Source organism: Candidatus Chlorohelix allophototropha, assembly GCF_030389965.1.
Lineage (GTDB): Bacteria > Chloroflexota > Chloroflexia > Chloroheliales > Chloroheliaceae > Chlorohelix > Chlorohelix allophototropha.
Map to the genome: position 1 here is coordinate 1027094 of NZ_CP128399.1, position 13713 is coordinate 1040806.

Sequence of the window (13713 nt, forward strand, 5' to 3'; positions counted from 1 at the left end):
GAGAAAAAGGATAAAATTACTGCTCTAAGCTAAAGAATACTAGACCCTTCTTGTAAAGAGCAGATTAAGGAGTTTTTAACAAGATGTGAACATCTTGTTAGCATTCAGGAGCGAGGTGGAAAATCATATGGATAATCCAGTCTCACCAACGCCGAATGTATCCAGCTTTCCTCATGTTCATTGGCAACATGGAGCCAGTACACACTACCCATCAATTCGGGACCGACCACATAACCATCGAATTGAAATCTATTACCTCGTTGAGCAGTTCGTAATACCGTGCCTTGCTCCATAGAAGGCGATTTGCGTATATTTGCCAGATCAACATTAATTATGCCGCTTCCAATAGCTGCCCTGATAAAATTATCTGTAGATTCTTTATATGAAACGGGCTTATTGGCAAATAACTCATCCTGAAAAAAAGACTCAAACTCTTTTTCAACGTCAAAATTAGGCAACACAGGCGGTGGGGGGGGTAATTCTCCGGGATGCGTGAGAGCGTGGTTAAAAAACAAGGCGCGATCATCATCACCGATCATTGACGGAATATCGCTAGAGGGGGCTATCTCATAGTCACTAGGTTCAAACGCAATTTCGATGTCCTCATCTTGTTGCAAATCTTGAGAGTAATCTTCAAAAGTGAAAGGCTTCAAAGGCTCTTCAGAGGCATCTGTCGCTAGTTGTGCTGTTTCATGTAAATCTATTTCTGGTTTTAAATCTAAAGCCTCACTAGAGGAGCTTGGCTCGGACGCTTTGAATACTGACTCACCTACAAATAAATCAGCGACCCCAAAGCTGTGCTCTGAAGGAATCGAGGTCGGGATATCATCCAGCCAAAGTGAAAGCGGTTTTACTTGAGGCTCAATATCAATTTCTACATTATTATGATTAACATTAACGAGAGCTTGTAATAGACGCGCCCATGGAAAGCCCGCTCCGGGGTCGGCAGCCCGCTCTCGCCTGTCTAATTGAGAATGACCAATAATATGCTTCTCATTGGCAGGTATATTCCACTGAGGCAATAATTGGCGGTGCAATTCTACCGCCGCTTCATATTGTTCCTCAGTCAGTGCTTCCCCGCTGTAACCCTCATATTCAATCGAAATAGTTATCGCATTAAGATTTACGCCATCCCTTAATGCGTCAGTAACCCAATCAAGGGTAGTATCATGATCTTGCACTATCCCATTCGCCCAAGCAGTATCCTCAACTGCCACAAATTGCCAGATACGCCCATCCCGCCCTACTCCATAGTGTGCCGAAACCGGGTAATTACCCAACTCGCCGTTAAAATACCGGAACGTATCCTCCAATGTACCATGCATTGTATGCTCAACTATAGCTACCGGGTGATGTTGTCCTCGCCCCTTCCAGAAATTTTTTACCGGGTGTAGCTCAATGGAAATAGCATTTGTTTGCATACTCTCACCTTCATTAGCGAATTCTAGATAGCTTTATGGATTTGTTATGAATATTGCGATTTTTTGGTGTAGCTTTCTATAAAAGATTATAGCTTAAATTTCCAAAGTTATCATAAATCTTAGCTATAAGCCTGTTTTTCGGCAAACAGCTTTTGCTAAATCAAGGACGCGGACAGCTATTGACCGATTGAAATTTGCTGCCTAGCGACAGAACCTCATACCCAAATTCGTTCCAATCCTTAGTAGAATTTACAAACTTAATAGTTATGTTAAGTTTGTCCTTGCCTCTGGTCAAATAAGAAGGTAGCAGGAACTCACTATCGCGCCATTCACCACCCTTGATAGTCAACCGCTCTTGCCACAAACCCGCTGAAATCCCGTTTACCACTACCTCTGCCGCTTGATTTCCGGTTCCCACATCTGTATGTCGTCTCAATAGAATTGCCTTTGCTTCCGGCTTAACTTTTACGTTAAAAGAACTCTGCCCAGTAAAGCCAACTCCATCAAAAGTTCGTAAAGTAACCCTTTGATCGCCCGGATAGGGCAAAGTGCGTGAGCCTAAAAAAGTACGCCCTTGCACCTTATAATCGTGCGCCTTTTCATCTGCGCTGTTTCCAATAGTTAGCGTATCTGTAATAGCAGAAGGAGAATCGGTTACGCCATACCAGAAAGCAACTGCTCGGCGGTCGGTAGCAGCAATATCATTTACCGGCCCGATTTCAAATCCCGCATTAAGACTATTTTGAAAATTAAGAGCATCTGGAATGAGCCAGCGATACCAACTCATATCACGGTCAGGCTCGCCATTATTGTTTAGGCTGTTGGTAGTGGTGCCGGATAGTGGCGAAACCCAGAAGGAGTTTGGTTCATACGCCATATTGAAAAAATCTTCTGTGCCTGTTCCGTTAATTTGAGGAGAACGACTACCATCAATATAAAATCTCTCGTCTCCTTCCCACCAACTATCCTTATCACCTGTCAGGGCTGTGCTCATGACTACCCCTACCAATTGCCCGCGACCTTTGATACTCAATAATTGCCAATCGGTGCCAAGTGTAGTTTTAGGAGTATTGCGATAAGTGGCACGGAAAGTACCGCTTGTATTCTTCTGGTAAATATTAGTACCGGAACTTACCTCAAAATCAACTAGTAGTGGGTTAGCGGTTGAATTTACCAGTTGTATAGTGGCATTTTTCCAGTAGGGCATGGGGAAATAATTATACCATAGACCTTTTTCCGGCATTCCTGCCATCAAGGAACTGAAGGGACGCAAGCTCATTCCCCCGCCAAAGAAAAAACCAACCGGAACTTCAACTGAAGGTGTAGGCTCATCATCCCAAAAAATCTGGATTTTCAGGTTTAGCAACACATCTGCATCTATGCGGTCTGGGCGCAAAGCAATTGCCGAGATTGAACCGGGACTTAGGTCTGAAAATAACGCTACGGGCTTACCATCATTTAACAACTTCTTCTGTGCAGAAACTGTCCTTTGTGCCTTTAGCTCTTTCGGGTCACTACCGCTATTTCCCCAGATGCGGCGCACTTCACTCAGATTTTCCTTGCCGTTATAAGTGCTTACCCCCAAATTAGAAGCATATTTTTTTACATAAAAATGATAATAACCGGGTACATTCTGCAAGGTCACTTTAGCCGATTTCAGAAAACCAATCGGATAACTATTAAAGTAAGTAGATTTACAGCGCACACAGCCGTTAGCATTGCCAACCGCTGCCGTGAAACTCAAAGGTTCAGAAAAGGGTGCGGTTGTGCCATCAAAGAAACTGGCGACAGGAATATCAATAAGCGGCTTGGAAGAGCCATCAAAGTAGAAACGGATGTTTCCACCCGGCAACCCACCACCCGGCAAGCTGGTCATCCACGAATTATAAATATAACCGGGACCTTGTTCATCCAGAATCACATATTCGCCGTTGGGGTCACGATCTAGAAAATTAAAGGCATCCACATTGCCTCCAGTAGGGTCAACACTGGAAATCTCTTTAACTGTGCTGTCTTCCTGAAAAGTTGGCAATGCTTCAAAATCGGTTAATGCTGCTACACCCCGTGAGCCATCTCCTTTTAGCAGACCTGCTATACTGTTCGTCAATTGCAGCAAAGTCGGTTCAACGCAAATATCCGTTGATTTTTGTTCAGGTGGTAGTAATGGTGGCAAGATAAGTTGGAACATCAAAATTACAGCCACCATGAAATTTAACAAGCGCGCCCCCTTATTCTAGGTGTTTGGTTACGAGGCTCATTACCTCATCACGCCCCTGCCCCTCATCCATGAGAATGGTGAAATGGTTAGTTCCGTTAATATCTATTGTTCTACCGCCACCCGGAATACTTTGTGCCATTTTCTCGCTACCATCGGGAGTTAGAATGAAACCGGCTTTGCCGTTGTCAAGCAAGCCATCGGTAGCACGCAGAATCAGGGTTGGCGCTTTGATATGCGTATGCAGAGCGGAAAGATATTTTTCCATATTATTTAGGTTGTGCTGCTCCTCCATTATGGCTTCTTTCTGGCATTTTGGAGTCACAGTTCCATCCTGATTCTGGATTACATCGTACTTATAGTAATTTGCCACATAATCGTTCCAAGTCGGGAAGTAGGGAGAAGCCTTGAACAATGAGAGATAGGCTTCAAGCGAAGGGAAAGTTTTACCGAGGCGGTCTAACGAACGAGCGATTGCTTGCCAAGTGTCTGAAGGTAAAGGTGCGCCGCCATCCAATAAAACCAAACGGCGGACTCTCTCAGGATAGTGTGCGCTAAAATATACCCCTATAGCAGCGCCTAAAGAGTGCCCTAATACGTTAGCTTGCTCAATATTGAAGTAATCTAACAAGGCGCGAAGGTCAAAGCTATGGGTGGTAAGGTCATAACCGTTGGCAGGCTTGCTGCTCTCGCCTCTGCCGCGCAAGTCATAGACGATAAAACGATAGCCAGAAGTTGCTAACTTTTCTGCAAAAGCATCCCAACCTATCAAGTTGGCAGTAATACCATGTACCCCCACAATTGTTTTTTCAGGGGAGGCATCTACGGGACCCCAATCGGCATAAGCTAATTTGATTCCAGGGTGCGAACCGGATGCGAAACCGTTACGAGGCTGGTGTATTGTTCTAATCGTCATCTCACTTCAAATCCTCTACATTGAGTATGAATAAATAGTCTCCAAGAATAACATTTCGTATTTTACCTCAAAATGAGCTAACGTGAAAATAGGAAAAAAAGACGCCTGTATAGTTACAGGCGCCGTTTGTGCTCGCATTATTTGTGTGGGAGGAAAATTTTACAGGAGAATATAAACTTAGAGGCTAATCACTACAATCGCTTCGTTTGCAATTGTAAAGAGGGCTATCTGATTGTGGCTTCATTGCCTCATCATTACCACTCTCAATATATATTACGCCTGTAATACCCTAAATGTTACAATTGCAACAATCGAATTTCTATTTCTTATATAATTCTAATATTATTTATCCATTAATGGATGATAGTTGCATTTATAATTTCTTTTATATCAAGGTAGGGCATTTGTAATTACAAAAATTCCACTCTGAACGTCCAATTTATAAATACCTCAAGTGTAGTAGTAGCCAATATTTCAAATAAATGCTAAGTCAAAAAATCGGTTAGTACACCTTGACAAGAGGAGTTTTAGAATATTATAATTGAGTTATGACGCACTGCGTTATGGATTCAAAATCAACAATATTGATGAGGGATGTAATCTATGGCAAATGATATCAAAATTAAAGTGAGCGATTCGGACGAGATTGAAGAGTTGGACAGCTTTAGCTCCTCCACCGGAAACCTGATTGGCACAGTCAGCAATTTTGCAAAGCAGTTAGTCAATCTGGGTCTCGGAGTTGGCACTATTCCTTTGAAACTGCTACCGGCAGCTTCTCGCTATCACACTAAGAACGCCGTACACGAATGCTTCCTAGCAGTTCGTTCGGTTGTAGACGGTTTCAATGAAACTATTGATAATACTCTGGTAAAGAGTATGGAAAAAGATAAAGCACGCGCTAACATCGATTAATTCGGTGCAGATTTAGGGCGGAGGGAATGCAAATATATTGCATTCCTTTTTTTTTGCCTAGTTTTCCCCGCTTTTCTAGCACTAGATAGGTATTAGTACGCAAAAATTATTCGGCTTTTTTGCTATACTGTAAAAGTAACTGCGTTACCAGCAGTAAATAAATATATTTTTCAGGAGTTTGAACCTTTATGTATACCTACGTTAGTAGCGAAAAAGCAGTAAAAGTAATCAAATCAGGAGACAGGGTCTATATCCATTCTATTTCGGCTGCGCCTCAACGTTTAATAAATGCAATGACCGACAGAGCGCCGGAATTAAGAAACGTGGAAGTAATTCACCTGCACACCGAAGGACAAGCGCCTTACACAGCCCCCGAATTAGCGGAAAGTTTCCAGACCAATGCCCTCTTTGTGGCACCAAATATGCGCAAAGCGGTTGATTTAGGACAAGCTAATTACACCCCCGTATTTCTAAGTGAAGTGCCAAACCTGTTTCGTCACAATATTATACCCTTGGATGTCGCAATGGTGCAGGTTTCTCCGCCCGATAAACATGGCTTTTGCTCATTAGGGATCTCGGTGGAAAGCACTCGCGCTGCCGTACAGATGGCAAAGCATGTAATTGCTCAGGTAAATCCTAATATGCCGAGAACGCATGGGGATGGACTGGTACATATCAGCGAGTTTGATGCAATTGTGGAATGTGATGACCCCCTTCATGAGCATCCTCGCCCGACTCTTTCTGAGGAAGAAAAAGCAATTGGTCGCCATATCGCTGAATTAGTCGAAGATGGCGCTACCCTGCAAATGGGTATCGGCGCAATCCCAGATGCCGTTCTGGATTCTCTCAAGCACCATCAGCGTTTGGGAGTACATACCGAAATGTTCTCCGATGGAGTGATTGAGCTTGTGCAAAGAGGCGTAATTACCGGAGAAGAAAAAGTCACCCACCCCGGTAAAATTGTCGCAGGGTTTGTAATGGGAACCCGCAAATTATATGATTTCGTGGACGATAATCCGTTGGTAGCTATGTTGGATATTGCTTATATTAACGATACCCATGTAATTCGTCGCAACCCAAAAGTTGCCGCGATTAACAGCGCATTGGAAGTGGATTTGACTGGGCAGGTTTGCGCCGACTCAATCGGAACTTACATGTATTCTGGCGTAGGTGGTCAGATGGACTTCATGCGAGGCGCGATGCTCTCACCGGGTGGCAAACCCATTATTGCGCTGCCCTCAGTCACCAGCAAGGGTGAATCCAGAATAACGCCTTTCCTCAAGGAAGGGGCAGGCGTAGTAACTACCCGCGCTCATGTCCACTATATCGTAACCGAATACGGTTATGTTAACCTTTATGGCAAGAATTTAAGGCAACGCGCCCGAATGCTGATTGATATTGCACATCCAAACAACCGCGCTGCCCTTGAAGAATCTGCCTTCAAACGTTTTGGCAAAATCTATTACTAATTGATTCAAACTTTCCGTTGTACAATGCTCTCTTCCTGGGAAGGTAAGAGAGCATTCCCATTTCTGGAGAATAGCTAGATGTATATACCAAAATCCTTTGAAGAAAATGATTTGCCCGAATTGCATGCTATGATGCGTCGCTTTAATTTTGCCACTCTAATAACGGCTTTAAATGGCGCAATTCAAGCTACTCATATTCCGTTTATGCTGGATGAAACAAGGGGTAAGTATGGGACACTTCAGGCGCATATCGCCCGCGCCAATCAACAATGGCAAGATTTTAGCGAAGGGGTAGAGGCGTTGGTGATTTTTCAAGGACCGCACGCTTATATTTCTCCTTCATGGTACGAAGTGCATCCAAGTGTGCCGACTTGGAATTATGTGGCAATCCACGCCTACGGCATACCGCGCCTACTCGAAGGCTATGACAATGTACACCCAATGCTCGGTACATTAGTACAGAATCATGAACAGCATTACCCACACCCATGGACGATGGATTTACCTGAAGATTATATGCAGAATATGGTTAAAGGAATTGTGGGAATTGAAATCGAAATTACCCGGTTGGAAGGCAAGTATAAGATGAGCCAGAATCGGGGAGAAAGCGACCGCAGCGGCGTTATAAGGGCTTTAGAGGGCAGTACCGACCCATTGGTAGCCGAAGTGAGTGATATTATGAAGCGAGTTGAAAAGTAATTCGCGCTAATTATAGAGAATTTCCCCATTCACCAGCGTCATTAGAGTCTCAAAATTGTCGGGCTTGAAAACTGCTATATCTGCATCATAGCCTGCTTCAAGCCGTCCTTTACGCTTATCAATACCAAGTAAACGCGCCGGATTCAGGGAAGCCATTCCCACCGCTTCGGCGACACTACAATCGGTATAGACAATCATATTGGCAATCGCTTGGTTTAAAGTCAAGATACTACCGGCAAGAGTTCCGGCAAAATTAGCCAGCCTTGCCGTTTTGTCGGTCACTATTACTTCCTGTCCACCCAGCACGTATTTACCCGGAGGCATGCCCATGCCAGCCATCGCATCTGTCACCAGTAGAATATTTGCTGCGCCCTTCAAGCGATATACCAGCCTTACTATACCGGGATGGAGGTGTATTCCATCTACTATTATTCCGCAAAAAGTATCTTTGGCTGCCAGAGAAACCCCCACGATACCCGGTTTGCGATGGTGTAAGGAGGGCATGGCATTGAACAGGTGAGTAACCAGTCTGATGCCAGATTCAAAAGCCACTAGACCTTCTTCATAAGTTGCAGCGGTATGCCCCGCCGACACTATTATCCCTTTTTCATGCAACCAGTTTGCAACTTCCAACGCCCCCACCAATTCCGGCGCAAGGGTCATCAATTTCAAGCAGTCACCAGCGCATTCCCATAAACGGTGCGTTTCTTCCAGTGAAGGGTGACGTAAGAAAGTTTCTTCGTGCGCCCCTTTGTAGCGTGGATTTAGGAAGGGTCCCTCAATATGTGCGCCGAGTGGGATTGCTCCTTTTGTAGTTGCCGCATTTGCTTTAAGCCATCCCAAAGCCTCAAAATAGGTTTCAATTGGGGCAGTAATATAGGTAGGTAGAAAGGCAGTAACACCCCAACGTGGTAAGGCTTTAGCCACTTCTCCCACGCTATTCGGCTGCTGGGTAAAATCAAAACCAAGCCCACCGTTTATTTGCATATCAATCAAGCCGGGGCATACATAGCTATCGGGAAAAGAATAATCGGCTTTTAAACCCTCGCCATACTCACAGCCCTGAATTTTACCGTCGGAGATTGTGAGCCTGCCGGCGCGAAAGCCCTCTTCTGTCCAAAGTTGACCGCTGATTGAAAATTCCTGCATTATACTTCCTCTAGCCGTACCGGCAACTTACCAACAGGGGTTAACTTACCAAGCAAAACCTCTGCCAATGCCCTGATCGAGCATGGAGGATCGCCAAAAGTGGCAAGACATGCTGCCGCATCTTTGGTGAGATTCAACTCGTAGGGGTCTCTAGCTGCTACCACCACCGTATGGGGCTGAATTTTGATCAACTCCTTCAATGCCCAAGCCTGTGACTCATTCCTTGCCGCATTGCGGGCAAGTATAGTCAGATTGTCGGCTGTACTTGCCAAGTGGCAAGCAAGCGCAATCTGCTCAGTAGAAGGTTGAGCAGGTAGCTTTAAATATCGCAAGTTCTCCCAGTGGTCGGAAAGCAATGTGCGGAGCAAGAGGGTAGCCTGCCTACCTTCTTCAACCGGAGAAGCGGATGGTAGCGTAAATTCTATAACCGCAGGATTTTCAACATGCACGCCAAAGCGGAAACCCGACCGAACCGAAACCAACGTTAGGCTCTCTCGCGCCACCTCAAGGATTGTTTGAGCATCCAACGCTTCCTGATATAGGTCGTCTAGCGAATAAGCTCTCTGCTCAGGCTTACAAAAACGCTCTTTGAAAGACAATACCCGTTGCAAGCCTTCCTCAAGTTCAAAAGCATTTTCAGAAGCAGCGCTCACCATTTGGCGAATAGTGTCGCGTTGGATTTCCATAGTAAAACACGGCAAAGCAACATCTGCGCCTGCTCGCAAAGTTGCAAGGGCTGATTCGGCAGGGGTGTAGCGTTCGGCAATCGCTTTCATATCAAGCGCATCGGTGAAAACCAACCCACCGAATCCAAGCACTTCGCGTAAAAGTTCGGTCAGAAATTTCCGGCTTAAGGTAACCGGAACAGCCTGTTCCAAAGCCGGAAACATAACATGGGCAGTCATCAGCGCCGGAACGTTAGCAGCGAAGGCACGCCGGAAAGGGATAAGCTCTACCGCGTCCAAGCGTTCGCGGGTGTGCGAAATAACCGGCAAGCCAAAATGACTATCCACGCCGGTATCACCATGCCCCGGAAAATGTTTTACGCAACTGCCAATCTCGGCAGCGTTATACACTTCTATTGCGGCTGCCACCATCTCCGCCACAATAGCAGAGTCGCTACCGTAACTGCGGCTACCTATTACAGGGTTGTGGGGATTATTATTTATATCTGCTACAGGTGCAAAATTGAGGTTGATGCCCATACGTTGCAAGCGTCTCGCCGTTACTCCGGCGGCAGCGCGTACTGCATCAATTCCAGCGGAGGCTTGTGCCATTTGGCTTGGCGCAATCCACGGTGAACCATCCGCGCTCATACGGCTAACTCTACCGCCCTCCTCATCAATCGCGATAATAAAAGGAGGCAACCCGTTTTGGACGGCTAAATCTTGCAAATTTGTTGTAAGCGCAGCTACCTGCTCGATGCTTTTTATATTGCGACCGAATAAAATAACTCCACCGGGGCGACACTCCAGCAACCAATCCCGCAAAGTAGGATTCAATTCAATTCCATCGAATGCTACCACAAAACGTTGACCGACTTTTTCAAGCAAGTTCATACGTTCACTCCACTTCTTGTGCCAACGCTACTGCTGCTGCTAACGCCGGTTCAGGCACTTGCACGATTTTATCCAGTTGAATTTGCGTCCTTAGTAGCGCTTCAACTCTGGCAAGCAGTACCGGGTGATTTAAAATTACCCCACCCGCTACTGCCAGTGAAGGCGACCCAGAAAATTCTAGTTTGCGATAAACCGCTTTTACAATTAAAGCTAGTTCTTCCGCCGCTTCTTCGATTAATGCCACCGCGGTTCTATCGCCTGCTGTGGCAGCTTGAAACACCAGACCCGACAAGCGGGCGATGCGGGCATTATCTACACTGGGGTTGGTATAAACTGCCCCGATTAACTGAGAGGCGCTTGCCAAGTTCCATTCTCGCAAAACTAAATCCAGCAGCAAGGTTTCAGGTTCACGCCCATCTTCCATACGCGCTGCTTTTTGTAGAACCGCGCGCCCGAACCATAAGCCGCTGCCCTCATCCCCGAAGAAATGTCCCCAACCACCGGCGCGAGTACGATTTCCAGTATGGTCACGCCCGATTGCAATTGAACCGGTGCCGCAAATCAGGCACAACCCGATTGAATGCGGTAGCGCCGCCAGCACCAGTTCCCCATCATTTCCAAACAACATCTCGCGCGCTTGCGGAGAATCAAGCTCGGCAGTTTTTTGCTTCCAGATTTCTTGGTCATCAGCGCGATCAAGACCGGACAAACCCAAATAGATTTTATCCAGTACAACGGTAGCAGGTGACAGGTTTGCAACTGAGCATGCCTCCAGCAAAGCCTTTTTAACCGCCGTTACCGCTTTCTCTAGTCCAAGTGCCTGATAATTCGAGCCTGCTGAAACGCCCCGCCCAAGTTCTTGCCCGCTCTCATCTACTATTACCACCAGAGTTTTACTGGCTCCGCCATCTACCGCCGCAAAATAGCGCATCGCTTAGTCTGCCTCTTTTAATGCCAATCGCACCACACCACTGGTTCTGGCAAGTCTTTCGGCTGCCTGATTCGGGCTAACCCCTGCCAACGCCGCTACAATTGCTACTTTTGTTTCTCCATTACAACGCTCCAGCAAAGTGGTAGCTTCTACTTCTGGTAACCCGGTGCAATCAATTACTATCCGCACCGCCCTGCGCCGGAGTTTGGCATTGCTGACACGTACATCTACCATCAAATTGCCGTAGGTTTTGCCCATTAATGTCATAGCCGCAGTTGACAGCATATTCAGCACCATTTTCTGGGCTGTTCCGGCTTTAAGACGGGTTGAACCGGAAACTACTTCGGGACCCGTAACAGGCGCAATATTGATTTGTGCTAACGCTTCCAAAGGGGTGGATTTATTGCAGGCTAGCCCGATAGTGAATGCGCCACAACTACGGGCGTATTCTAGCGCACCCAAAACGTAGGGGGTACGCCCACTGGCAGTAATTCCCACCACCGCATCGTTCGCGTTTAGCTGAACCTTAATCAAATCCTGTTTACCCAGCTCGGCATTGTCTTCGGCTTCTTCCACCGCACTGGTTAGGGCAATCTCTCCACCAGCGATAATGCCGATAACCATTGATGGCGGAGTATTAAAAGTAGGTGGGCACTCGGACGCATCCAACACGCCAAGTCTACCGCTAGTTCCCGCTCCGATATAAATCAGCCTACCACCCTTTTTGAAACGTTCTACAATTTCTTCTACCGCACGGGCAATTGAGGGTATTCCCAACTTAATAGCCTGAGCCACCAAGGCGTCTTGATTATTAATTATTTGCACTATTTCAAGTGCGCTCAAGGTGTCGAGATTAGAGCTTTCCTGATTGCGCCCTTCTGTTGCTAGATTATCGCTATCACGTGCGGATTCTTCTATGTATTTACCTTGCATGCTTACCTCTGAATGTGAATCGAGGGTATTGTATAGATGTATATACCAGTTTACAGGATATGCCTTTTAGCGTCAAGCATACAAAAAAACCCTCGTCCGGTTAAACCAAACGAGGGTTTTTCTAGAACAGAAATTTACATGCCGTATCGCTTGAGAACGCGCTTCGCAAATTCAGGCACAAGTTTGTCTTCGTGTTCCGAGAAATTCTTGCGAATATGATCAAGGTTGCGCGCCCACTTCATAGTGAGAGTACCGCGGGCAAAATTGATGCCCTTCAAACCGCGATGCCTTACCACGAAGGTAAGAAGTTTTGCGCCCCATTTCGGCAATTTGCGGGGTGGCTTATTTAGCATATCTACCGAAAGTTGGACGGCACGATGGTAATCGCCCTTTTCAACCAACGGCGTAAATTCCAAGTGCGGACGCAGCATTTCGAATAGCTCTTCGCCAACCTTAGTACGAACAGTGATCCATTGGAAGGGCATCGTTGCGCCCAAATAACCTATCGTTATATCCGAAAGAGCATTGGCGTAGTCAAAGCAACTCAGGCAACTATCCGGGAAAATATCCGCACCCATCTTGTCCAAGTCCAGTTCGAAGAAGCCGATTTTCTCGATATGTCCATCCTCATGCTTCATCCAGACGCGATAATCCGGCATAAACTCAAGGTGAACTACCGTAGTAGGTGACTCCGATACCACATCAAGGAACTTGTTCCACTTCTGATAAGTCACTACATCGGTACAGGGCAAGCCCAGAAAGTAGATTTTGTCAAAGGGCAGAGTCTCTTGAATAGAACGCACAGCATGCGTTTGGCAACCGTTACCGATAAAGGCAATTCGTTTAAGCCCTCGCTTTTCGGCTTCTTCGATAGCGGAAACGTTTTGGGATAGGCAGGGCTTGTTCCCTTTTGCCGCAATTATTTCTTCAACGGTGGTAGCAACTCTAGGCTGGGGTTTAAAGCGAGTGCCGGGTACATTATCTACCACGATTACGCCGTCCACCATATTATTTTTCAGCAGCATACTTGCCACTGTACTCATAATGCCGGTCCACTGTGCGCCTTCTATCGGCTGTTTCAAGCGGGCAGCGTACATGTGCTGGAAAATGCCAAACATATCCTCATCAGAACCGGGTTGTCGCCCCCGACCATGTACTCGCTGCTCAATTTCTTCGTAGCGATTCCCTACAAAGACACAAGCATCCACCAATTGTTCGCGGCGGTTTGAATAGCAAAGACCACAGCGACTGCACATCAATGGTTTGTCAAGGCGGTTTGAAGTAGATTCGCCCTTGCGGGAGACCTGAATTAATGGATTCTGCTCGTAAGTCTGGCTCATTATCTTAACTCGCTTTTAGTTATCACTATGCTTGCACTTTCTACTATTGCTATGGTTTTGAAATGGTAAACTACTGCCTAGTGTAGTGAGTCCTTTCAAAATCAGCTTAAAATGCTAAAGTGCAAAGGTAGTGTATGTGTATTGTAGGGCTGGCAAATAGCAGCATTAA

The 13713-nt window shown here is 46.1% G+C and carries 11 protein-coding genes; 3 read left to right on the forward strand and 8 right to left on the reverse strand.

Annotation, left to right across the window (positions count from 1 at the left end; translation table 11 throughout):
- Window positions 1–104 precede the first annotated feature (104 nt).
- From OZ401_RS04345 to OZ401_RS04355, 3 genes are all read right to left on the reverse strand, one after another.
- Complete coding sequence (locus OZ401_RS04345; RefSeq protein ID WP_341469484.1) at window positions 105–1421, reverse strand: N-acetylmuramoyl-L-alanine amidase; 1317 nt, start codon at window positions 1419–1421, stop codon at window positions 105–107.
- Window positions 1422–1581: 160 nt separating this feature from the next.
- Window positions 1582–3639: a glycoside hydrolase family 172 protein gene (locus OZ401_RS04350; protein ID WP_341469485.1), complete on the reverse strand. Its 2058-nt coding sequence runs from the start codon at window positions 3637–3639 to the stop codon at window positions 1582–1584.
- A gap of 10 nt (window positions 3640–3649) precedes the next feature.
- Window positions 3650–4552: an alpha/beta fold hydrolase gene (locus tag OZ401_RS04355; RefSeq protein WP_341469486.1), complete on the reverse strand. Its 903-nt coding sequence runs from the start codon at window positions 4550–4552 to the stop codon at window positions 3650–3652.
- Window positions 4553–5155: 603 nt separating this feature from the next.
- Between OZ401_RS04355 and OZ401_RS04360 the strand changes: the two genes are divergently transcribed.
- From OZ401_RS04360 to OZ401_RS04370, 3 genes are all read left to right on the forward strand, one after another.
- A complete protein-coding gene (locus OZ401_RS04360) occupies window positions 5156–5464 on the forward strand; it encodes a hypothetical protein (protein ID WP_341469487.1) in 309 nt (102 codons plus the stop codon).
- Window positions 5465–5652: 188 nt separating this feature from the next.
- On the forward strand, window positions 5653–6933 hold the full coding sequence (locus OZ401_RS04365; protein WP_341469488.1) for an acetyl-CoA hydrolase/transferase family protein: 1281 nt from the start codon (window positions 5653–5655) through the stop codon (window positions 6931–6933).
- Between the two features lie 78 nt (window positions 6934–7011).
- Window positions 7012–7632 (forward strand): FMN-binding negative transcriptional regulator, encoded by a 621-nt coding sequence (locus tag OZ401_RS04370; RefSeq protein WP_341469489.1) that lies wholly within the window; start codon window positions 7012–7014, stop codon window positions 7630–7632.
- A 6-nt stretch (window positions 7633–7638) separates the two neighbouring features.
- Here OZ401_RS04370 and nagA read toward each other — a convergent pair whose 3' ends face one another.
- The 5 genes from nagA to OZ401_RS04395 form a co-directional block, all read right to left on the reverse strand.
- The gene (gene nagA / locus OZ401_RS04375; protein WP_341469490.1) at window positions 7639–8781 is read right to left on the reverse strand and encodes an N-acetylglucosamine-6-phosphate deacetylase; all 1143 of its coding nucleotides are present in this window, start codon (window positions 8779–8781) and stop codon (window positions 7639–7641) included.
- The gene (locus OZ401_RS04380; protein WP_341469491.1) at window positions 8781–10340 is read right to left on the reverse strand and encodes a glycoside hydrolase family 3 N-terminal domain-containing protein; all 1560 of its coding nucleotides are present in this window, start codon (window positions 10338–10340) and stop codon (window positions 8781–8783) included. The genes nagA and OZ401_RS04380 overlap by 1 nt, the downstream gene beginning before the upstream one ends.
- A 4-nt stretch (window positions 10341–10344) precedes the next feature.
- Complete coding sequence (locus OZ401_RS04385; RefSeq protein ID WP_341469492.1) at window positions 10345–11271, reverse strand: BadF/BadG/BcrA/BcrD ATPase family protein; 927 nt, start codon at window positions 11269–11271, stop codon at window positions 10345–10347.
- Window positions 11272–11274: 3 nt separating this feature from the next.
- A complete protein-coding gene (gene murQ / locus OZ401_RS04390) occupies window positions 11275–12204 on the reverse strand; it encodes an N-acetylmuramic acid 6-phosphate etherase (RefSeq protein WP_341469493.1) in 930 nt (309 codons plus the stop codon).
- A 134-nt stretch (window positions 12205–12338) separates the two neighbouring features.
- Window positions 12339–13544 carry a Coenzyme F420 hydrogenase/dehydrogenase, beta subunit C-terminal domain gene (locus OZ401_RS04395; RefSeq protein ID WP_341469494.1) on the reverse strand — a complete coding sequence of 402 codons (1206 nt, stop codon included), beginning with the start codon at window positions 13542–13544 and terminating at the stop codon, window positions 12339–12341.
- Between the last annotated feature and the right edge of the window lie 169 nt (window positions 13545–13713).

Bases quoted from the DNA above. Each gene is read 5' to 3' on its own strand.
- OZ401_RS04345 (WP_341469484.1), bottom strand. From the start codon at position 1,421: ATGCAAACAAATGCTATTTCCATTGAGCTACACCCGGTAAAAAATTTC.
- OZ401_RS04355 (WP_341469486.1), bottom strand. From the start codon at position 4,552: ATGACGATTAGAACAATACACCAGCCTCGTAACGGTTTCGCATCCGGT.
- OZ401_RS04360 (WP_341469487.1), top strand. From the start codon at position 5,156: ATGGCAAATGATATCAAAATTAAAGTGAGCGATTCGGACGAGATTGAA.
- OZ401_RS04365 (WP_341469488.1), top strand. From the start codon at position 5,653: ATGTATACCTACGTTAGTAGCGAAAAAGCAGTAAAAGTAATCAAATCA.
- OZ401_RS04370 (WP_341469489.1), top strand. From the start codon at position 7,012: ATGTATATACCAAAATCCTTTGAAGAAAATGATTTGCCCGAATTGCAT.
- nagA (WP_341469490.1), bottom strand. From the start codon at position 8,781: ATGCAGGAATTTTCAATCAGCGGTCAACTTTGGACAGAAGAGGGCTTT.
- OZ401_RS04380 (WP_341469491.1), bottom strand. From the start codon at position 10,340: ATGAACTTGCTTGAAAAAGTCGGTCAACGTTTTGTGGTAGCATTCGAT.
- OZ401_RS04385 (WP_341469492.1), bottom strand. From the start codon at position 11,271: ATGCGCTATTTTGCGGCGGTAGATGGCGGAGCCAGTAAAACTCTGGTG.
- murQ (WP_341469493.1), bottom strand. From the start codon at position 12,204: ATGCAAGGTAAATACATAGAAGAATCCGCACGTGATAGCGATAATCTA.
- OZ401_RS04395 (WP_341469494.1), bottom strand. From the start codon at position 13,544: ATGAGCCAGACTTACGAGCAGAATCCATTAATTCAGGTCTCCCGCAAG.